At 53.8% G+C, this 21,297-nt stretch carries 15 protein-coding genes; 14 read left to right on the top strand and 1 reads right to left on the bottom strand.

Annotated elements, in window-relative coordinates; all coding sequences use genetic code 11:
- The first annotated feature begins 18 nt into the window (after positions 1-18).
- From IEW12_RS25510 to prsT, 4 genes are all read left to right on the top strand, one after another.
- A complete protein-coding gene (locus IEW12_RS25510; RefSeq protein ID WP_188568967.1) occupies positions 19-1,299 on the top strand; it encodes a nucleotide sugar dehydrogenase in 1,281 nt (426 codons plus the stop codon).
- Between the two features lie 28 nt (positions 1,300-1,327).
- Positions 1,328-2,365, top strand: coding sequence for an SDR family oxidoreductase (locus IEW12_RS25505; RefSeq protein ID WP_188568966.1), 1,038 nt, complete (start codon positions 1,328-1,330; stop codon positions 2,363-2,365).
- Between the two features lie 119 nt (positions 2,366-2,484).
- The gene (locus IEW12_RS25500) at positions 2,485-3,657 is read left to right on the top strand and encodes a GNAT family N-acetyltransferase (protein ID WP_188568965.1); all 1,173 of its coding nucleotides are present in this window, start codon (positions 2,485-2,487) and stop codon (positions 3,655-3,657) included.
- 168 nt (positions 3,658-3,825) lie between these two features.
- Positions 3,826-6,609, top strand: a complete 2,784-nt coding sequence (gene prsT / locus IEW12_RS25495) for an XrtA/PEP-CTERM system TPR-repeat protein PrsT (protein ID WP_188568964.1) — start codon at positions 3,826-3,828, stop codon at positions 6,607-6,609.
- A gap of 231 nt (positions 6,610-6,840) precedes the next feature.
- On the opposite strand, the gene IEW12_RS25490 is transcribed toward prsT, so the two are convergent.
- Positions 6,841-7,449, bottom strand: coding sequence for an XrtA/PEP-CTERM system exopolysaccharide export protein (locus IEW12_RS25490; protein ID WP_188569130.1), 609 nt, complete (start codon positions 7,447-7,449; stop codon positions 6,841-6,843).
- A 622-nt stretch (positions 7,450-8,071) separates the two neighbouring features.
- On the opposite strand from IEW12_RS25490, the gene IEW12_RS25485 reads away from it, so the two are divergent.
- From IEW12_RS25485 to IEW12_RS25440, 10 genes are all read left to right on the top strand, one after another.
- Positions 8,072-9,631: an XrtA system polysaccharide chain length determinant gene (locus tag IEW12_RS25485; protein WP_229751356.1), complete on the top strand. Its 1,560-nt coding sequence runs from the start codon at positions 8,072-8,074 to the stop codon at positions 9,629-9,631.
- Between the two features lie 93 nt (positions 9,632-9,724).
- A complete protein-coding gene (locus IEW12_RS25480) occupies positions 9,725-10,765 on the top strand; it encodes an XrtA-associated tyrosine autokinase (RefSeq protein ID WP_229751355.1) in 1,041 nt (346 codons plus the stop codon).
- Between the two features lie 16 nt (positions 10,766-10,781).
- The gene (locus IEW12_RS25475; protein WP_188568963.1) at positions 10,782-12,344 is read left to right on the top strand and encodes a TIGR03016 family PEP-CTERM system-associated outer membrane protein; all 1,563 of its coding nucleotides are present in this window, start codon (positions 10,782-10,784) and stop codon (positions 12,342-12,344) included.
- A 15-nt stretch (positions 12,345-12,359) separates the two neighbouring features.
- On the top strand, positions 12,360-13,376 hold the full coding sequence (locus IEW12_RS25470; RefSeq protein ID WP_188568962.1) for an XrtA/PEP-CTERM system-associated ATPase: 1,017 nt from the start codon (positions 12,360-12,362) through the stop codon (positions 13,374-13,376).
- A gap of 31 nt (positions 13,377-13,407) precedes the next feature.
- On the top strand, positions 13,408-14,301 hold the full coding sequence (locus IEW12_RS25465) for an XrtA system polysaccharide deacetylase (RefSeq protein WP_229751354.1): 894 nt from the start codon (positions 13,408-13,410) through the stop codon (positions 14,299-14,301).
- Positions 14,298-15,383, top strand: a complete 1,086-nt coding sequence (locus IEW12_RS25460; RefSeq protein WP_188568961.1) for a FemAB family XrtA/PEP-CTERM system-associated protein — start codon at positions 14,298-14,300, stop codon at positions 15,381-15,383. Before IEW12_RS25465 ends, IEW12_RS25460 begins: the two co-directional genes overlap by 4 nt.
- Before the next feature lie 2 nt (positions 15,384-15,385).
- Entirely contained in the window at positions 15,386-16,639 is a 1,254-nt protein-coding gene (locus IEW12_RS25455) for a TIGR03087 family PEP-CTERM/XrtA system glycosyltransferase (protein ID WP_188568960.1), read from the top strand.
- Between the two features lie 2 nt (positions 16,640-16,641).
- Positions 16,642-18,174, top strand: coding sequence for an exosortase A (gene xrtA, locus IEW12_RS25450; protein ID WP_188568959.1), 1,533 nt, complete (start codon positions 16,642-16,644; stop codon positions 18,172-18,174).
- Positions 18,175-18,183: 9 nt separating this feature from the next.
- Complete coding sequence (locus IEW12_RS25445; RefSeq protein WP_188568958.1) at positions 18,184-19,302, top strand: TIGR03088 family PEP-CTERM/XrtA system glycosyltransferase; 1,119 nt, start codon at positions 18,184-18,186, stop codon at positions 19,300-19,302.
- A gap of 30 nt (positions 19,303-19,332) precedes the next feature.
- Positions 19,333-21,237 carry an XrtA/PEP-CTERM system amidotransferase gene (locus tag IEW12_RS25440; protein ID WP_188568957.1) on the top strand — a complete coding sequence of 635 codons (1,905 nt, stop codon included), beginning with the start codon at positions 19,333-19,335 and terminating at the stop codon, positions 21,235-21,237.
- Positions 21,238-21,297: the final 60 nt, after the last annotated feature.

Raw genomic sequence — 21,297 nt, 5'->3', positions numbered from 1 at the left:
TTGTTGAATGGAAACTTTATGGCTGTTGTTGGCATCGTTGGACTCGGTTATGTCGGATTACCGCTGGCGATAGAATTCGGAAAAAAAATCACTACCATAGGCTACGACCTGTCTGAGAACAAGGTCTCCAGCTATAAGAAATTCATCGACCCGACAGGGGAGGTGAGCACCGAAGAACTGCAGGCGGCACAACACCTGAGCGTCACGAACGACCCGGCCAGCCTGTCGCAGGCCGACTTCATCATTATCGCCGTGCCTACCCCGGTGGACATTGCTCATAACCCGGACTTTGGCCCGCTCAGCAGCGCCAGCGCCGCTGTCGGCAAGCAAATGAAGCGCGGCGCCATCGTCGTCTACGAATCAACGGTATATCCCGGCGCCACCGAAGAGGTGTGCATCCCTATCCTGGAAAAACATTCAGGCCTGACATGGAAGACGGACTTCCATGTGGGGTTTTCGCCGGAGCGCATCAACCCGGGTGACAAGGAGCATACGCTACCGAACATCCTGAAGATCGTTTCCGGCGACGACGAGGAAACGCTTGAGAAAGTGGCGGGACTATATGAGAATATCATCCGTGCCGGCGTACACAGGGCCAGCAGCATCAAGGTAGCGGAAGCAGCCAAGGTCATCGAAAACACCCAGCGGGATCTGAATATCGCGCTGATGAATGAGTTGGCAATCATCTTCGACATGATAGGCATCGATACGCTGGAGGTATTGCAGGCGGCGGGCACCAAGTGGAATTTCCTCAATTTCCGCCCGGGCCTGGTCGGCGGGCATTGCGTGGGTGTTGACCCTTACTACCTGACGCACAAGGCGGATATGCTAGGCTATCATCCGCAGGTGATCCTGGCAGGCCGCCGTATCAATGACGGCATGGCCAAGTTCATCGCAGAAAAAGTGGTGAAGGAAATTATCAAATCGGATCATCACGTCAAAGGCTGCGTGGTCAATGTCATGGGCCTGACTTTCAAGGAGAATTGTCCCGACCTGAGAAATTCCAAAATTGCCGAAATGATCTTTGAATTGCAGTCCTATGGCATCGAAGTCCACGTACATGACCCTCTCGCCGACGCGGCCGAGGCTATCCATGAATATGGCCTGAAGCTGGAAAGCTGGGATGAATTGCCGCGGGCTACTGTCACTATTGCCGCAGTTTCCCACGATGAATTAATACAGCGGCCATTATCCGATTATTCCGCTAAATCCTTGCCGAACGGATGTTTTGTAGACGTCAAATCCAAATTCGACAGAAGCGCATTGAAAGACGCCGGTTTCAGCGTATGGCGGCTTTAAACCACCTCACCAAGATACATAACGCAAAATGACCAAATATCAAGACATCCAGCAGCAACTAAAAACCCGCCAGCACCGCTGGCTGATTACCGGCGTGGCCGGCTTCATCGGTTCCAACTTGCTGGAAACCCTGCTCAAACTGAATCAGAACGTTGTCGGCCTCGATAACTTTTCAGCCGGCCACCAGCATAATCTGGATCAGGTGCGCGAACTGGTCGGCGAAGCCGCTTGGCGCAATTTTAAATTTATCAAGGGCGACATCCGCAATCTGCAAGATTGCCAACTGGCCTGCGAAGGTGTGGACTATGTGCTGCACCATGCGGCCCTGGGCTCGGTACCGCGCTCGATAGAAGATCCTATCTTGTCGAATGAAAGCAATGTGACCGGTTTCGTCAATATGCTTGTCGCCGCGCGCGACCACAAGACCAAGCGCTTCGTGTATGCCGCTTCCAGCTCTACCTATGGCGACCATCCGGGCCTGCCGAAGGTCGAATCGGTGATAGGCAAGCCTTTGTCCCCTTACGCCGTGACCAAATACGTCAACGAGCTGTATGCCGATGTCTTCAATCGCTGCTATGGCATAGACAGCATAGGCCTGCGCTATTTCAACGTATTCGGCCCGCGCCAGGATCCGAACGGCGCCTATGCTGCGGTTATTCCGCAATGGGTAGCGGCATTGATCAAGAACCAGACCCTGTACATCAATGGCGACGGTGAAACCACACGCGATTTCTGCTTTGTCGACAATATCGTCCAGGCGAATCTGCTGTCCGCATTGACGGAAGACAAAGCGGCATTGAATGAAATCTACAATGTGGCGCTGAATGACTCCACCAGCCTGAATCAGCTTTACAAGATGATGAGCGATTTGCTGAAGGACGATTTTTCTCATATCAGCGAGCACAAACCGGTGTACCAGGATTTCCGCGCGGGCGACGTCCGTCACTCGCAGGCGGATATTTCCAAGGCCCAGAACCTGCTTGGCTTTGCGCCTACCCATACGGTAGACCAGGGTCTGGGAGAAGCAATGGCCTGGTATAAAAAGAATTTGCAAAGCACATCATAAGCCGGTCAAAAATCATTCCTGTCCCTCCTTCCGGAGCGGCAAGCGGGCCCGCAATGCCGTCGCTCAGGCGGCAGCATTGCGAGTTGGCGTCCCTTCCAGCATAAAGCCCCTGCCCTGCGATGAAAAAGCTTTGTATCTACGATAGCTTCGATGACCTGCCGGCAGCCTATGCAAGCTTGTTCGACGCCGCCGAGCGCTCTGGCGGCATTTTTCTGGGCCGCTCCTGGTTCCAGCACCTGGCAGCGCATTCCTTTGACCCCGACACCAGACTGCGCCTGTATGGGGTCGAATCGAATACAGGGCTGGCAAGCGTCCATGTCCATGCAGCGCTGGTCATGCGCTTCCAGCCGCGCGCGCCCGGCTGGCTGGCGCCCAATACCCTGCATGCGGCAAGCAATTACTACGCCTCTTTATTCTCGCCTGTGCTCAACACGGCCACGAGTGATATGAAGAGTGACATGGATGAGGACTTGCGCCTGCTGATGCAGGCCGTCCGCAACGATGCACAAGGCTGGGACGCGGTAGATATGCACCCGATGGCGCAGGACTCCCCTATTTTTGCATCATGCCTGCGTGCACTGCGTGCTGCGGGCATGATTCCACAGACCTATTTTTGCTTCGGCAACTGGTACCTGCAAGTACAGGGGCGCAGCTACCAGGAATATTTTGCGTCACTGCCATCGCGCCTGCGCAATACCGTACAAAGAAAATCCAGGCAACTGGAAAGCGCAGGCCGCGTCAGCATTGATATCGTGACTGGCCCCGAGCGGCTGGAAACAACGATCCAGGCCTACCAGCAGATCTACTTGTCGAGCTGGAAGGGGCCAGAGTTTTACCCCAATTTTGTTCCCGGCCTGATACGCCAACTGGCAGCCGAAGGCAAGCTAAGGCTGGGGGTCGCCTATGTGGACCAGCAACCGGCCGCGGCGCAGCTGTGGATAGTCTCCGAAAAAACAGCATCCATCTATAAGCTGGCTTACGACGAACAGTTTGCCGAGCTGTCGATAGGCTCCATCCTGACTGCCCGCATGATGCAGCAAGCCATCGATGTTGACCGGGTCGATACGGTGGACTACCTGACCGGCGACGAACCGTATAAGCAGGACTGGATGTCGCACCGCCGCGAGCGCTGGGGAATTATCGCCTTCAAGCGCAGCAGCGCACGCGGCATGCTTGCCGCCGCCAGACATATCGGCGGCCGCTTGCTCAAGCGCTACATGCGGCAAGTAATCACCGTCGGGAAAAATCTGTTGAGGACATTGTCGGGACAGTCGGCGTCGGGAAGGACCTAGTTTTTGGATGCTTTGTTCGATTTCGAGTAGATTTGGTGTAATCTCTGCAAAGAGTGATTTTTCGCCAACAAATTCAGCACTTTGATGGCCCGCCACACTAATAAAGTAGAAGCCTGCTAAAAGTTTTATAACCACAAGATTTGATCCTCTATCAAAAAGGACAGGAATATGTCACGCAAGAGAAGCAAACGTACCAGTGTTGCCCTGATTTCCGGCGCTGTTCTAGTATTGGCTAGCCTGGGGGCATGCAATAAATTTCAGTCCGCAGATAAATTCGTCAGCGAGGCCAAGCAATACCAGGAAAAAGGCGATAACAAGGCCGCCATCATCCAGCTAAAAAATGCGCTGCAAAAAGATCCGAATAATGCAGAGGCACGCTATATGCTGGCCGGCATTTATAACGAGAGCGGAGACCCGGTTTCGGCAGAAAAAGAATTGCGTAAGGCACTTAGCCTGGGCCTGAGTGCGGAAAAAGGAAAAGCCGTACTGGGCAAAGCCTTGCTGATGCAAGGCCAGTTCCAAAAAGCACTGGATGAAACCAAGATCGACCCAGGTGCCAAACCGGATCCGGCCATTTTGACCTTGCGTGGCAATGCTTATCTGGCGGCGGGCCAATTTGCCGAATCACAAAAATCTTTTGACGAAGCCCTGAAGCTGCAACCCAACTATGTAGATGGCTTGATTGGTCTCGCCAAATTGGCATTCGCGCAGAAAGACATCGCTACCGCAGTCAAGCTCGCGGAGCAGGCCACCACGAGCAATCCAAAAAATGCAGACGCGTGGATGTTCAAGGGTGATGTTGCCAGATCACAAGGGAAGCCGGATGATGCGCTGGCGTCCTATGCCGAAGCTCTGAAGCTTCAGCCCGAGAGCGTGGTCGCCCATTTAACGCGTGCCAACGTGGAAATTGGCCAGAAAAAATTTACTGAAGCCCAAGCTGATGTTGATGCGGCAAAGAAATTTGCCCCAGGAAATATTATTGTCCTGTATACCCAGGCCTTGCTGCATTTCAGCCAGGGGAAAAATGCTCCTGCACTGGAAGCCTTGCAACAAGTGCAGCGCGGAGCTCCTGACTATATGCCCGGCGTATTGCTGACCGGCGCAGTGCAATTTGCACTGGGTTCTTATGAGCAGGCGGAACAAGCGCTTAAAAAGTATCTGGGCGCCAATCCCAATAGCCTGTACGCGCAAAAGCTGATGGCAGGGATCCTGGTCAAAAGCAAGCAAGCCAAGCGCGCCCTGGTATTCCTTGAGCCTGCATTGAAACAATACCCTCAGGATACACAATTGCTCGCAATGGCCGGTGAAGCCGCGATGCAAGCCAAGGATTACGCAAAAGCAACTGAATACTTTGAAAAAGCCAGTGCCATCGCTCCGCAAAATGCAGAATTCCGCACCTCGTTGGGCATGAGCAAATTGGGTTCCGGCGATAATGAAAAGGCGATTGCAGAACTGGAAAAAGCCAGCGACCTGGATGCCAAATCACCCAAGGCAGGTATCTTGCTGCTGATGACGCATCTGCGCCTGAAAGAATACGATAAGGCGATGGCAGCTGCCAATTTGCTGGAAAAAGAAACACCCGACAATCCTTTGATCTATAACCTGAAGGGTGGCATCTACCTGGCGCGGAAAGATAAAGTGAAAGCCCGGGAAAGTTTTGAAAAAGCCCTGGCTTTGCAGCCTACCTATTTCCCGGCTGCAGCGAACCTGGCCAATCTCGATGTCAGCGAAAACAAGCTTGATGCGGCAAAAAAACGCTTCCTGAACATCCTGGACAAGGATAAAAAGAACGAAGCTGCGATGCTGTCGCTGGCCAATATAGCGCTGGCTGAAAATAACAACGAAGAGGCCAAGAAATGGCTGGAAAAAGCCAATACCGATAATCCTTCTTCCTTCCAGGCTACCCAGTTGTTGGCGACACATTATCTGCGCATGGGCGATAAGCAAAAAGCGCTGGTCTTTGCTAAAAAGGCGCAAGTGCTTAACCCCACGGCCCCTGAATTCCTGGGCTTGCTCGCGCGCGCGCAACAGGTCACCGGCGACAATCAGGGAGCACTGGATAGCTATAGCAAAATTGCTGCAATGCTGCCGGAATCTCCTGCCGCACAATTCTCAGTCGTGACGCCGTACCTGACGCTGAACAAGGATGCAGAAGCCCTGGAAGCGGTCAAGAAAACCTTGCGCCTGGACCCGAACTTCCGCGACGCCCAGACGGCTCTCGCAATGCTGGAGGCCAAACAGGGGAATTTTGACCTGTCCTTGCAGACAGCAAGGCAAACTCAAAAACAGGATCCAAAATCGCCTCGCGGCTATGTCACAGAAGGAGACATCCTATATGGACAAAAGAAATATACCCCTGCAATCGCTGCCTATGAAAAAGGCTGGGCCCTGGAGAAAAATCCGCAGATCCTGATCAAGCTGCACGCAGCCATGTTCGCAGACGGCAAAATCAAAGAAGCCGATGCAAGATTGAATCAATGGCTGAAAGACCAGCCCAATGACAACAATGTGAGGATGTATCTGGCGACCTATTTGCTGGCAACGCAAAAGAGTAAATTGCCGGCCATTGAACAGTTCCAGATTTTGCTGAAAGCAGCTCCGGATAATGTCGTTGTCCTCAATAATCTGGCCTGGGCCTATGATCAGGAAAAAGATCCCAAGGCCCTTGGATATGCAGAAAAGGCGTACAAGCTGGCACCTGAAAGTGCCGCAGTGCTGGACACGTATGGCTGGTTGCTGATACAGAAAGAGGATGTCAAAACAGGTTTGCCATTGCTGAAAAAAGCCGCTTCACTGAGCCCGACTGCCGCGGAAATACGTTTCCACTACGCGCAGGCCTTGATCAAGTCTGGAGATAAGACAGGTGCCCGCAGCGAGCTGGAGGCGACCATTGCCAACGGTAAAGGCTATGCCAAACTGGATGAGGCAAAAGCCCAGTTAAATCAGTTGTAAGCAGATGATCGTGGCGCTGGCACCGGACTTGTGGGGGTTGAGCGCTACGTGATTCGGGCTGCCGGGCTAGCGGCAGCAGCTCCAGGCGAAGATACGAGGCCCAATCAGCTCCAGTGCCTGCAAGCCTCAATCAGGAAGACCACAAAAAAAACCTGCATGTTTCGGCATGCAGGTTTTTTTATTTATCTCTTCTTGCTCAGCTTCATAAGCCAGGCAATAGAACGAAAGAAATCAGAAGAAGCTTTGCGGTATTACCAGCACGTCGCCAGGACGCACAGGCACGTTTGCAGAGATATCACCATCCTTGATCAGGTCATTCAGGCGCACGCTCAATTTTTGCTGTTTGCCATCTACCGTGCGGATCAGGTTGGCCTTGTTGCCTGCAGCAAATTCTGTGATGCCGCCCACAGCAATCACCACGTCCATCAATGACATACCCTGACGGTAGGCAAGCGCCTGCGGTTTGGCAGCCTGGCCGATAACGCGTATTTGTTCTTCATACGGGCCGGCAAACGCGGTCACGATGACGGTCACCACCGGTTGCTGGATGAATTTCGCCAGCGCTTTTTCGATATCCCTGGCCAACTGTGTCGAGGTCTTACCATTGGCAACAATATCTTCCACCAGCGGTGTTGTGATCTTGCCGTCTGGACGGACAGGAACCACCATCGAGACTTCGGGGTTGCGCCATACGATCACGTTGATGGTGTCGCCAGCGCCGATGACGTAGTCATTGGTAGGTATTGCTCCTTCTGTCGGTGCCGGCGGATTCGCATTGGTTGCGCATCCGCTGACAACCAGCATGCTCACCGACATGGACAAACAGGCTAACCATTTCATCGTTGTTGTACGTAGCGTGTTCACTATTTTTCCCTATAAGTGCGTGATGGAGTGTCTAGCATTTTCTGGACAGGCGACGCAACCAGACATGCTTGTTACTTGACATTGAAACATGATGGTACCATCAACATAGCAAATTACAACTATTCGGCAGCGCAATTCGCTGAAATCGCTATCGTGGCGCTGGTTATTGGATACACGCGACTATCCATTTATTGAAGCTACAAATTGTCTCTATGGCGAATCAACGGCATTGTTTCTTTGGGGCATTTTTTACGTCATCAACGGCCATATCTTGGATTCAATAGTTCCCTTTATTAGAAAAGCCTGCAACAAAAATCCCTGATTTTTGAAGGGCTTGGCGCACTAAGGTAAGAAATCCGTTAAAAATTTCCAACACTTCGATTAAATTTATCCGAGGCAAGAAACCTCAAAATATTGCGTCAAAATTCCAAATAAATTGCCGCAGGAAAATGTTCCTACGGCAATCGGTACTTAAATCCCGGTTTTCCTCTGGACAAGGCTGGATTTCCTTGTTTTTTTTATATCCGTGCAATATCATAGCTCGCTAAATAAACGTGCCCATCTAGCAGATAAGCTGGTAACTTATAGCTTGGAATAGATGCCGTTAATTACCATATATGGAGAGTTTGACAAGATGGAGGAACTGGTTACGCAGCTACAATCCCTATTGAGGGGTGGGTGGAAATATCGCTGGTATGCTGTCACGATAGCCTGGCTGGTTGCCGCCGTAGGGTTTATTGTCGTCTATAAGCTCCCGGATAATTACCAATCTTCAGCCAGGGTGTTTGTCGACACGCAAACGATCTTAAAACCATTGCTTGCGGGCATGACCAGTATCCCCAATGTGGAACAGCAAGTTTCCATCATGAGCCGCACTCTGCTGAGCAGGCCTAACGTCGAACGCGTAATGCGCATGGTCGACCTGGACATCGCCGCCAACACCGGCAAGGACAGGGAGAAAATGATAGAGACCCTGATCGCCTCTATCAAGATAAACGGCACGGTTCAAAACGATATCTACACAATTTCCTACAACGATGAAAATCCCAAGCTGGCCAAGGATGTTGTCCAGGCCTTGCTCACCATTTTTGTTGAAGGCAGTTTTGGAGACAAGAAACAAGACTCCGCCAAAGCCATCGTCTTCATCGACAGCCAGATCAAGATCTATGAAGAAAAACTGGCCACGGCAGAAAACGCCCTGAAAGACTTCAAGCTGAAAAACATGATGATGCTGCCGCGTCAGGGCAGCGATTCCGGCAGCAAGTTGCTGGACATCACAGAAAGCCTGAATTCGGCCAAACTGGAATTGTCCGAAGCGGAACAGGCCAGGGATGCAATCAAAAGGCAGATCCAGGGAGTAGAAATGCCGCAAAAAGCGGAGGATGCAGTGGTTTTGCCGAATCCGGAATTGGATGAGCGCATCCAGTCCTTGTCCAAGAATCTGGATTCCTTGCGTTTGCAGTACACGGAGCAGCATCCGGACATCGTTTCCACCAAGCGCCTGCTGGCGCAATTGGAAGCGCGCAAACAGGAAGAAGCGAAAACCAGGAAGCCAATGTCCGAAACGACGATGGCCGCCAATCCCCTGTTCCAGCAATTGAAGATTTCCTTGTCTGCAGCGGAAGCCCGGGTCGCCTCAATGCGTGCCCGTGTGGAAGAATACAATTCGCGTAGCGCCCGCTTCAAGGCACTGAGTGTTGCTGCGCCTGAAATTGAATCCCAATTGGCTCAGTTGAATCGCGATTACCTGATCAACAAAGAAAACTACGAAAAACTGGTCGCCAGTCGTGAATCTGCCAAATTGTCCGGCGATCTGAGTGCAACCACAGAAATGATGACCTTCAGGGTCATCGATCCGCCGACGATGCCATTGACACCGGTAGGACCTAATCGCCTGCGGCTGTTCTCTATTGTATTTGTCGCAGCATTGATCGTAGGTATGCTGGGAGCTGTACTGATGAGCAAAATCAGGCCAACCTTCCTCAGCCATATCGATTTGCTGGAAGCAACCGGTTTGCCGATTCTCGGTACGGTGTCCATGAACTGGACTGAAGGCGAAAAAACCAGAAGGAAGAGGAGCCTGTACGCATTCGGCCTATCTTCCTTCGTACTGCTCTTCTTCTATGTTGGCGTAATGGCGACCATGTATCTGAAGTAATGTTCTTGCCCAGGCCCGATTTGTCCATGGATGATGTCAAACGGGTTTCAGAGGGGTAATTGGCGACAAGCAATCAATATTTTTGGAGTTAGCGTGAGCATTATTGAAAAAGCAGCTGGTAGACTTGATCAGAGCAAAGGAGCAGCCGGAGCCGCAAGCCCGGCCGCTGAACCTGCAATCGAGATCAAAACTGCGGCGACAGAAGAACAGGCAGTTGCTGCCGTACAAAATCCTGCCGCACCTGTTGCTACTGCACCCGCTGAAATAGCAACGCCTGCAGCGGCGGCTCCCGTCCAGCAACAAGCTGCGCCGGTACCTCCTGCTGCCGTTGCAGCGGCCATTCCTGATCACCGGATACCTGCTCCCGCAGCAACGCAGGTAAAAAAAGGAACGTCAAGAAAGATAGAGATTGATCTTGCCCAGCTACATCAATTGGGCATGGTCACTCCGGACGCCGAAAGAACCGTCATCGCAGAAGAATTCAGGCTGATCAAGCGCCCACTGATAGAAAAGGCGTTTGCCAAGAATGGCGGCGCCAGCAAGCATCACGGCAACCTGATCATGGTCGCCAGCTCGCTGCCAGGCGAAGGAAAGACGTTCTGCGCAGTCAATCTCGCGATCAGTATCGCGATGGAACTGGATCACACTGTTCTGCTGGTGGATGCCGATGTGGCCCGCCCTTCCGTTCCCCGCTATCTGCGCCTGGATCCGGCAGATACCAGTTCAGCTATCGGCTTGATGGACGTGCTGCTGGATGACAAGCTGGACCTGGCAGACGCAATGTTGAAGACCAATATCGATACGCTGAGCATACTGCCCGCCGGCCGTAGCCATAAGCGTGCAACCGAATTACTGGCCAGCCAGGCGATGAGCAGCCTGCTGGATGAAATTGCCAACCGCTATCCCGACCGTATCGTTATTTTTGATTCCCCTCCTCTGCTGTTGACGACAGAAGCCCGAGTCCTGGCCAATCAGATGGGCCAGATCGTGCTGGTTGTCGAAGCCGAAGCAACGACCCAGCATGTCGTCAAGGAAGTACTGCGTCAGTTGAAATCACACACTAACGTGAATCTGGTCTACAACAAGGCCAAGACCTTCGCCGGTGGGGATTACTATGGCCGTTACTATGGTTAAACGGAAGGTCGCGCACATGAAGCACGGAGCCGCACACGTCAAGTGCAAGGTTCGGCCTCTTTCCTTTTGGGTTGCAGCAAGCTTGTCGCCGCTGGCGATCGGTCTTGCAACAGGTGCGCATGCGGCAGAGTGGAAAATTTCACCTACCGTCAACCTCACGGAAACCTATACAGATAACGTCAAACTGGTTCCCGACAGCCAGAAGCAAAGCTCTTTCATCACCCAAGCAAGTCCAGGCGTGGATTTCACTGCGACCGGTGCGCAATTAAAGATGAGAGTCAACTATCAGATGCAGAACCTGTATTACACAGGCGATGCAAACGGCTTAAAGACGAATCATCTACTGAATGCGGATGCCAACTCAGAATTGATGAAGGATCTTTTTTTTTTAGACGGCAAGGCGAACATCAGTCAGCAGAATCAAAGTCCCTTCGCGTCTGAAGCAACGAACAATCTGAACCTGTCCAATAACCGTGTTGAAGTAAGGACCTATAGCGCGTCGCCATACCTGCGCCATACGTTTGATCGTACCGCATCGGCCGAATTGCGCTACACCCGGGATTCTGTCTCCAGCAGCTCCGGCGGCACCGTGAACAGTACTGGTGATCACATTTCCATGAACATCAATAGTGGCACCGCATTTCAAAAAGTGAAATGGGGATTTACCTATGATGATCTGAAAACGAAATTTGACAAGTCGATCAATACGATAGAGGCGGAAACTACCGGCGTCACTGCAGGCTATTATCTGTCGCCGCGTTTCAGCCTGACGGGCACCGGCGGTTACGAAAAAAACAGCTATGTCGCCATCGACGGCAAGAAGCCAGCGGGTGCCTACTGGTCTGCCGGCTTCGACTGGGAACCTACAGAGAGAACCAGTCTGGTCTTCAATGCCGGCCACCGTTTTTACGGCTCGACATATAGTCTGACCGCGGCTCAACGTACTCGCGCCACCACTTGGAGCCTCGGCTACCACGAAGATATTACAACGACCCGGCAGCAATTCCTGGTACCAGGCAGCGTCAATACGAGTGCCTTCCTGAACCAGCTATGGCAAACCAGCGTTCCCGACCCTGCTGCGCGCCAGCAACTGGTCGATGCTTTTATCAAGAGCTACGGCTTGCCTTCTTCTTTGGCGCAATCGGTCAATACCTTTTCCAATCGCGTATTCCTGCAAAAAAGCCTGCAAGGATCAGTGGCAATTACCGGTGCGCAAAATACCCTGCTGCTCAGTCTGTTTAGTACCAAGCGCGATGCACAGTCAACCGACCTGACACCTGTATCGTCGGCCGATCCTGCGTTGTCTGATCGCACCAAGCAAACTGGCGCAAATGTTATCTGGAATCTGGTATTTTCTCCTCGTACCTCGGCCAATTTTACCTTGGGCTACAATCGTGCAGACTCGTATTCGACGGGTGTCAGGGATAACAACAAGATGTTCAGGGCTGCGTTAAGCAGGGATTTACAGCCTAAACTGAAGGCAACGCTGGAATACCGGCGCAATCAAAAAGATTCCAGCTTAAGCGTAAGCGATTTCCGGGAAAACGCGTTGTCTGTTTTCCTCTTACTAGGTTTCTGATAAGTCAGGCAACAGATGTATGAATCCTATTACGGTTTCACCGCGAAACCATTTCAATTAAAACCCGATCCGCGCTTTTTCTTCGGCAGCAAGGGGCATAAGCGAGCGATGGCGTACCTGGAGTACGGCATTTCCCAGGGTGAAGGTTTTATCGTCATTACGGGCGAAGTCGGCGCAGGGAAGACCACGCTGATGCGCAATCTGTTTTGCGAACTGGAATCCGAAAACATCCTGGCCGCACAGATCGTTAATACGCATGTCGGTTCCGACGATATCCTGCGGCTGGTCGCCTCAGCATTCGGTCTGGAATATGAGGACGCAACCAAGGCATCGCTGCTGACCCGGCTGGAACAATTTCTCCGCCAATGCGACAAGCAGGGCAAGCGTGCATTGCTGGTGGTCGATGAAGCGCAAAATCTGACGCCGCGCGCAGTGGAAGAATTGCGCATGCTGTCCAATTTCCAGACTGCGGACAAGTCCCTGCTGCAAACCTTTTTGCTGGGCCAGCCGGAATTTCGCCGCACCTTGCTGAGTGCCGACATGCAGCAATTGCTGCAGAGGGTAATCGCCAGCTATCATTTGGGCCCGCTGGACCTGGTAGAGACCCAGTCATACATAGAGCACAGGCTGCATACCGTGGGCTGGAAAGACGACCCCACCATCAGCAAGGAAGCCTTTGCCGCGATTTATGACTACACCGGCGGCATCCCGCGAAAAATCAATTCCCTGTGCGACCGGCTGTTCCTGATGGGCTACCTGGAAGAATTGCATGCTTTCGGCGATACCGAAGTCAAACAGGTAATCGCGGACATCAAGCAAGAATTCGATATCCCTGAAAGCGCCGCCCCCGACACGGAAGCGCAGCAGGCGGCCAATTTTGCGATGGGCTTGAAAGAATTGAATAATGTCAGCCTGGAAAGCATGGATGACAGGATGGCGAAAATGGAACGATCCATTATTTCAGTGATTGATGCGCTGAAAAAAATGCTGCCGTCTGCGAAGATGGGCAGTTCCTCGGAAAAAGAGAATTGATGCCCCGCCAGATAATAGTGAAGAGCTGATCATGTCCCAGGCTACACCATCTTTCCCGCAAACCAGTGCGGCGCCTGTCCCAGCCAAGGGGATACGCAATGCAATGACGATAGACGTGGAAGATTACTTCCAGGTTTCGGCTTTTGCCGACCATATCTCGCGCGAAAGCTGGCCTACGCTGTCCTGCCGCGTGGAACGCAATATCGACCTAATACTGGGCGTACTCGATGCATCGCAAGTCAAGGCCACCTTCTTCACGCTGGGCTGGATCGCAGAACGCTATCCGGCGATGGTCAAGCGCATTGTGGACGGCGGCCATGAATTGGCCAGCCACGGTTATGGGCATTTGCGTGCGTCCGATCAGAATGCGCAAGAGTTCATGCAGGATATCAGCAGCAGCAAGCGCATCCTGGAAGACATAGGCGGCCAGCAGGTACTCGGCTACCGTGCGCCCAGCTTTTCCATCAGCAAACAAAACCTGTGGGCGCTGGACTCGCTGCTGGAGGCCGGCTACCGCTACAGTTCCAGCATTTACCCGGTCAAGCACGACCATTACGGCATGCCGGATGCGCCGCGCTTTGCGTTTTATCCCAACGGCGAAGACGGCTTGCTGGAAATACCGATTACCACCGTGCGCATCATGGACAGGAACCTGCCTGCCGGTGGCGGCGGCTTCTTCCGCCTGTTCCCTTACCAGTTATCGCGCTGGCTGCTGCAAAGAGTCAACCAGCAGGACAAGCAATCCGGAATCTTCTATTTCCATCCTTGGGAAGTCGATCCAGAGCAGCCGCGGCAACAGAATATCGGCATGAAAACCCGTTTCCGCCATTACGTTAACCTGTCCCGTACGGAAAACCGCCTGAAGGCGCTGACCCGCGACTTCCAATGGGACCGCATGGACAAAATCTTCCTGAAGAAGCCATGAATTCTATCGTTGAGGCCTCTGCAGCCCAGTTGCAATCCCCCACCGCCAGCTCTCCACTCTCGATCAAACTGATGCAGCCGCAAGATGCGGCAAGATGGGATCAGTTTGTGCAGGAGTGCCCTGAAGCTACTTTCTTCCACCGGGCCGGCTGGCAGCCGGTGATAGAACGCGCATTCGGCCATAAAACCTGGTTTTATTATGCCGAATCGGAAGGAAAAATCGTCGGCGTACTGCCTCTGGCAGAAATCAAGAGCGCCTTGTTCGGCCATTCGCTGAGCTCGCTGCCGTTTTGCGTGTATGGCGGTGTCGCCAGCGAATCCGAGGCAGCGCGCGCTGCCTTGAATCAGCAAGCGCAGGCACTGGCAGGCAAATTGGGAGTGGGTCATCTGGAATACCGGAACATCAAGGCCCAGGCCCAGGAGGGATGGCATACCAAGGAGTTGTACGTCACCTTCCGCAAGGAAATCGATCCTGACGAAGAAAAGAATATGCTGGCCATTCCGCGCAAGCAGCGCGCAATGGTGCGCAAGGGGATCAAGTTTGAATTGAAAAGCGAGCTGGATGAAGGCGTGGACCGTTTTTTCCATGCCTATTCCACCAGCGTGCACAGGCTGGGCACTCCGGTTTTTTCAAAGAAATTCTTCCGACTGCTGAAAGAGACTTTCGGCCCCGATTGTGAAGTAATGACCATCGTCAAGGATGATCGCGTGATCGCCAGCGTGATGAGTTTCTATTTCCGCGATGAAGTGCTGCCCTATTACGGCGGCGGTACCGCCGAAGCACGCGACCTGGCCGGTAATGATTTCATGTATTGGGAATTGATGCGGCGCGCCTGCGCGCGTGGCTACAAGGTATTCGACTTTGGCCGCAGCAAACTGGGCACCGGCGCCTTCGATTTTAAAAAGAACTGGGGCTTCGAGCCGCAAGCGCTGCACTATGCCTATCAATTGCATAAGTCCACGGCAGTGCCGGACAATAATCCGCTGAACCCCAAGTACCAGCTTTTTATCAAGATGTGGCAGCGCATGCCCTTATCCCTGGCCAATCTGATCGGCCCGCATATCGTCAAGAACCTGGGATAGCCATGGAAGATCTGCTATTGCTGGTCCATCGCATACCTTTTCCTCCCAATAAGGGAGACAAGATACGCTCCTACCATCTGTTGAAACACCTGGCTCAGCAATACCGTGTGCATCTGGGTACTTTCATCGATGACGACAATGACTGGCAATATGTAGACAAGGTCAAGGAGCTTTGTGCCGACACCCATATCGCCAGGCTGGATCCGCGTACGGCCAAGATCCGCAGCCTGGGAGCCCTGCTGGGGAACCGGCCGCTGTCGCTAGACTATTATCGCAACGCGGGTCTGCAAACCTGGATCGACACGACAATCCGGCAGCATGGAATCAAGCGCATTGTTGTCTTTTCGTCTGCGATGGCACAGTTCGTCGAGCATATAGACGGCGCGCGCAGGGTTGTCGATTTCGTCGATGTCGATTCCGATAAATGGCTGCAGTACGCAGACAAGAAAATCTGGCCCATGAGCTGGCTGTACCGGCGCGAGGGCAACCAGCTGCTCAGCTATGAGCGCCGGCTGGCGCGAGAGTGCGACGCTTCGCTGTTCGTCTCGGAGGCAGAAGCTGCACTGTTCAGGCAACTTGCTCCCGAAAGCTCGGCCAAGATCGATTTTTTCAGTAACGGCGTAGATACCGACTATTTCACTCCCGAATTGGCGCACGCCAATCCCTACACAGACGGTGAGACGGCAATCGCTTTCACCGGCGCGATGGATTACTGGCCTAACGTGGATGCAGTGCAGTGGTTTGCCGATGAAGTGATGCCGGCTATCCTGAAGCAGAACCCCAATGCCGTGTTTTACATCGTCGGCGCCCGCCCGTCCGACCAGGTGAAGGAATTGGCGAAATTGCCAGGCGTGCGGGTTACCGGCTCGGTGCCGGATGTACGTCCTTACCTGGCGCATGCCCATGTTGCGGTCGCTCCATTACGCATCGCTCGCGGAATACAAAACAAGGTACTGGAAGCGATGGCAATGGCCAAGGCTGTCGTTGTATCCGCACAAGCGCTGGAAGGTATAGCTGCCGCACCAGGCAAGGAACTGATGCTGGCCGACGATGCCCAGCAGTTTGCCAGCCAGGTATTGCAATTGCTGGCACTCCGGGACACGGCCATGGAACAGGCAGCAAGGGCCAGGGTCATCGCGAAATTCAACTGGACGGCCAACCTGTCGCGGGTGGATGCGCTGCTGGATCCGTCTGCACCGGCCCGCAACCAGCAGCCCCCTTCCCATTTACCCGGCTTATCTCCAGCAAAGGCCTAGTCGTGACGACATCAACCCCGGCAAACCCGCCATCCAATTTTATCAAGGGATTGATCATCACGGGCGTGCTGCTCATTCCCTTCCTGTTCTACCTCGCCACGGCGGAGTCCATCGTCTCCGTCTGGAACAGTTCCGAGACTTTTGCGCATGGCTACATCATCGCGCCGATCAGCCTGGTCCTGATCTGGCTGCGCAGGAAAAGCCTGATGCAGATGACGGTCCAGCCTTACTGGCCGGCATTGCTCGCATTGCTGGCCTGCGGCCTGGCATGGCTGCTGGCCGATCTGGGTGAAGTGCAAGTAATCAAGCAGTATAGTTTTGTGGCGATGTTTCCGCTGGCTGTCGTTGTATTGCTGGGCCGCCGTGTCTCGTGGGCGATGGCCTTCCCCTTGTTTTTTGTGCTGCTGGCCGTGCCTTTTGGCGAAGTCTTTATTGCCCCTCTGATCGACTTTACCGCCGATTTCACGATACTGGCCCTGCAGGCGACCGGTATACCGGTGCTGCGCGACGGCAGCAGCTTCTCCATCCCGTCCGGCAACTGGTCCGTCGTCGAAGCATGCAGCGGCGTCAGGTATTTGATTTCTTCACTGACGCTGGGCTGCCTGTATGCCTATCTGACCTACCGCTCGCTGAAACGGCAACTGGCTTTTGTTGCGCTGTCCATCGTCGTTCCCATCATTGCCAACGGCATGCGTGCCTATATGATCGTCATGATAGGCCACCTGAGCGGCATGCAACTCGCGGTAGGCGTGGATCACATCATTTACGGCTGGCTATTCTTTGGCCTGGTGATGTTCATCATGTTCTGGATAGGCAGCTTCTGGCGCGAAAACAAGGACGATACTGTCAGTGAGGCTGAAAGAAACCAGGCAAGGCTGGACAACCCACCGGTAAGTACCGGCAAAGTTCTGGTCGCAGCGGTTGCAGTCGTCATCTGCATAGGTATATGGCCTGCCTATGCCTCCTATATCAAACGCATCAGTTTCAATCCTGCCCCGGCACAACTGGCTGGTCTGCACATAGACTGGCAGGAAAGCGCATCGTTTACTACCTGGCGCCCGGTCTTCCTGCCGGCCAGCGCCGAACTGGATAAAGCCTATCAGCACAATGGCGAACGAGTGAACCTGCTGCTGAAATACTACCGTAACCAGACACGCGATACCGCGCTGATCAGCAGCGTCAATATCATGGTGCCCGACCATGACGATAACTGGACCAAAACCAATTTCTCGGTGCGCCAGGAATCGGTGGCGAATCGCCAGATCGTAATACGTGAAACCCAACTGAAGGGGCCATCGGGTCCTATGGTCGTCTGGCACTGGTATTGGCTCGCCAACCGGTACACTGCCAATAATTATGTGGGCAAGCTGTTGCAGACCAAGGAAAAAGTGCTGATGAACGGCGACGATGGCGCATCCATCATCGTCTACGCACCTTTTAACGAAAACCCCGAAGAGGCCAGGACAGCGCTTAGAGACTTCCTGAACGCCAATCTGGATGCGGTGCAAGCCACATTGTCAGCGAACAAGAAATAATCAAGAATCATGAGGCAATTGCCACTCGTCGTGCATCTGGTCTACAGGCTGGATTTTGGTGGTCTGGAGACCGTACTGGCGGAGTGCGTCAACCGCATGCCTGCGGATAAATACCGCCACGCCGTGGTGTGCCTGACCGATTTCACCTCGTTTGCAAAAAAAATCACCAAGCCGGGCGTAGAGATCATCGCCTTGCACAAGCCGGCAGGCCTGGGCTTGAAAACCCACCTGAAGTTGTGGAAGCTGCTGCGCAAACTCAGGCCGGCCATTCTGCACACTTATAACCTGGCCGCGATCGAATATTCTTTCACTGCGAAAATGGCGGGAGTGCCGATTTGCATCCATGCAGAGCACGGGCGCGACCTCAGCGATCCCGAAGGTAAAAACCCCAAGCACAATATGCTGCGCCGCCTGCTGATTCCCTTCATCGATTGTTATATCCCGGTGTCGCGTGATTTGAGGCAGTGGCTGAAGGACGTAATACGCGTGCCGGACGCAAAAAATCTGCTGATCAATAACGGCGTCGACACCGAGCGCTTCCATGCGGCGCCAAATGGCCTTGCGACAGAGCCGTTCGTCGTCGGCACCGTAGGCCGTGTGCAGGATATCAAGAATCACAAGGGCCTGGTCATCGCCTTCCAGCGTCTGCTGGAATTGATGCCGGAGCACAAGGAAAAACTTCGCCTGCATATCATAGGCGACGGCCCGCTGATGCGGCAATTGCAGGCGCAAGTAGACACGACAGGGCCGGGCGAGCAGATATGGCTGGCCGGTGCCCGCTCCGATATTGCCGAGCTGATGCGCGAATTTTCCGTGTTCGTGCTGCCGTCCTTTGCCGAGGGCACGCCTGTTACACTGCTGGAAGCGATGTCCAGCGGCCTGCCGGTAATTGCTTCAGCCGTCGGCGGCATCCCGGATGTGCTTGATCAAGGGCGCACCGGCATCCTGGTCAGCGCAAGTGATCATGAAGCAATCGCCGCCAGCCTGGCTGACTATTTCCGCCAGCCGGCAAAGATGGCACAGCACGGCATTGCGGGCCGCGAGCTGGTAGAACAAAATTACAGCATCGCGGCAATGTTGCAGAATTATATGAAACTGTACGATGCGCTGTGCCAGGCAAAACTTTAATCCAATCTTTCAATCGGGAAATCAGCAACCATGTGCGGAATAGTCGGAATTTTTGATACGCGCGGCGAACGGGCGATAGACCGGGAAGTACTCCGGCGCATGAACGAAAGCCAGCATCACCGCGGCCCCGACGAAGGTGACCTGTACCTGGAACATGGCCTGGGCTTCGGCCATCGCCGCCTGTCCGTGATCGATATCGCCACCGGCCAGCAGCCGCTGTTCAACGCCGACAACACGGTAGGTGTCGTATTCAACGGCGAAATCTACAATTACCTGGAGCTGATGGACGAACTGGGCAAATTGGGGCATGTCTTTCGCACCCGCTCGGATACCGAAGTCATCGTCTACGCCTGGCAGCAATGGGGCGAGGATTGCGTACATCATTTCCGCGGCATGTTTGCGTTTGCCTTATGGGACCGCAACAAGAAGACCATGTTCCTGGGCCGCGATCACGTCGGCGTCAAACCCATGTTTTATTCGCTGCTGCCGGATGGGCATTTCGTGTTCGGCTCCGAATTGAAATCGCTGATGACCTTTCCGGCGTTGTCCAGAAAACTGAATCCCAGTGCAGTGGAAGACTATTTTGCCTACGGTTATATTCCGGAACCGAAAACCATCTTCCACCAGGCTTTCAAACTCAGCCCGGGCCATACGATCACACTGAAGGTCGGCGACACATCCGTGCATCAGAAACGCTTCTGGGATATCCCCTTCCAGCCGGTGGCAGCCATTTCCGAACAGGACGTGGAAAGGGAACTGGTGGAGCGCTTGCGCGAATCGGTGAAGAGCCAGTTGAAATCAGAGGTGCCATTGGGCGCCTTCCTGTCCGGCGGCGTCGATTCCAGCGCGGTAGTGGCGATGATGGCGGAACAGGATCACGAGGCAGTCAATACCTGCTCCATCGCTTTCAATGACCCGCAGTACGACGAGTCTGCCTTTGCCAACCAGGTGGCGCAGCGTTATAAAACAACCCATTATTCGGAAACCGTGGACAAGGACGACTACGGCCTGATCGATACCTTGGCCAGCCTGTATGACGAGCCATATGCGGATAGCTCCGCCATTCCCACGTATAGAGTCTGCCAGCTGGCGCGCAAACGGGTAACGGTTGCCCTGTCCGGCGACGGCGGCGATGAAAACTTCGCCGGCTATCGCCGCTACCGCTATGCAATGGGCGAGCAGCGCGTGCGCTCACTGCTGCCTATGGGCTTGCGCAAACCTGTCTTTGGCACCCTGGGCAAGATTTACCCCAAGGCCGACTGGGCACCACAAATGTTCCGCGCCAAGACCACCTTTGAAGCCTTGTCACGCGATCTGGTGGACGGTTATTTCCACGGCGTGTCCATCATGCCGGACCGGGTCAGGAAAGAGCTGTTCAGCGCCAAATTCCAGACCGAATTGCAGGGCTACCGCGCAATCCAGGTCATGCACGACCACGCGGCCAACTCACCCACCGATGATCCGCTATCGATGATCCAGTATCTGGACTTCAAGACCTACCTGCCGGGAGACATCCTGACCAAGGTCGATCGCGCCAGCATGGCACACTCGCTGGAGGTGCGGGTGCCGCTGCTGGACCACAAGTTTGTAGAATGGGTATCCGGCCTGCCGCCATCAATGAAGCTGAAGGGCAGCGAAGGCAAGTATATTTTCAAGAAGTCGCTGCAGCCCTATCTGTCGGACGACATCCTGTACCGCGCGAAAAAAGGGTTTTCCATTCCGCTGGCAGATTGGTTCCGCGGCCCCTTGCGCGCCAAGGTCAGGGAGTCTGTGCTGAGCCCGCTGCTGCTGGATACCGGCATCTTCAATGAAAACTATCTGCGCCACATGGTGGAGCAGCACGAGTCCGGCCTGAAAGACTATAGCGCATCGCTATGGTCGGTACTGATGTTCGAGACCTTCCTGCGTGTCAGCGTGGGCCGCGAATATCATTAGCGCCTATGATGGGTGACGGGCGAATCTGTCACCCAAGTGTCACACAAATATCGCCGCAAA

Origin of the sequence: Parundibacterium terreum (assembly GCF_014636315.1) — a bacterium.
Lineage (GTDB): Bacteria > Pseudomonadota > Gammaproteobacteria > Burkholderiales > Burkholderiaceae_D > Undibacterium > Undibacterium terreum.
Note: the sequence above shows the minus strand (reverse complement) of the source record. Positions and strands in the feature narration are given on the sequence as shown.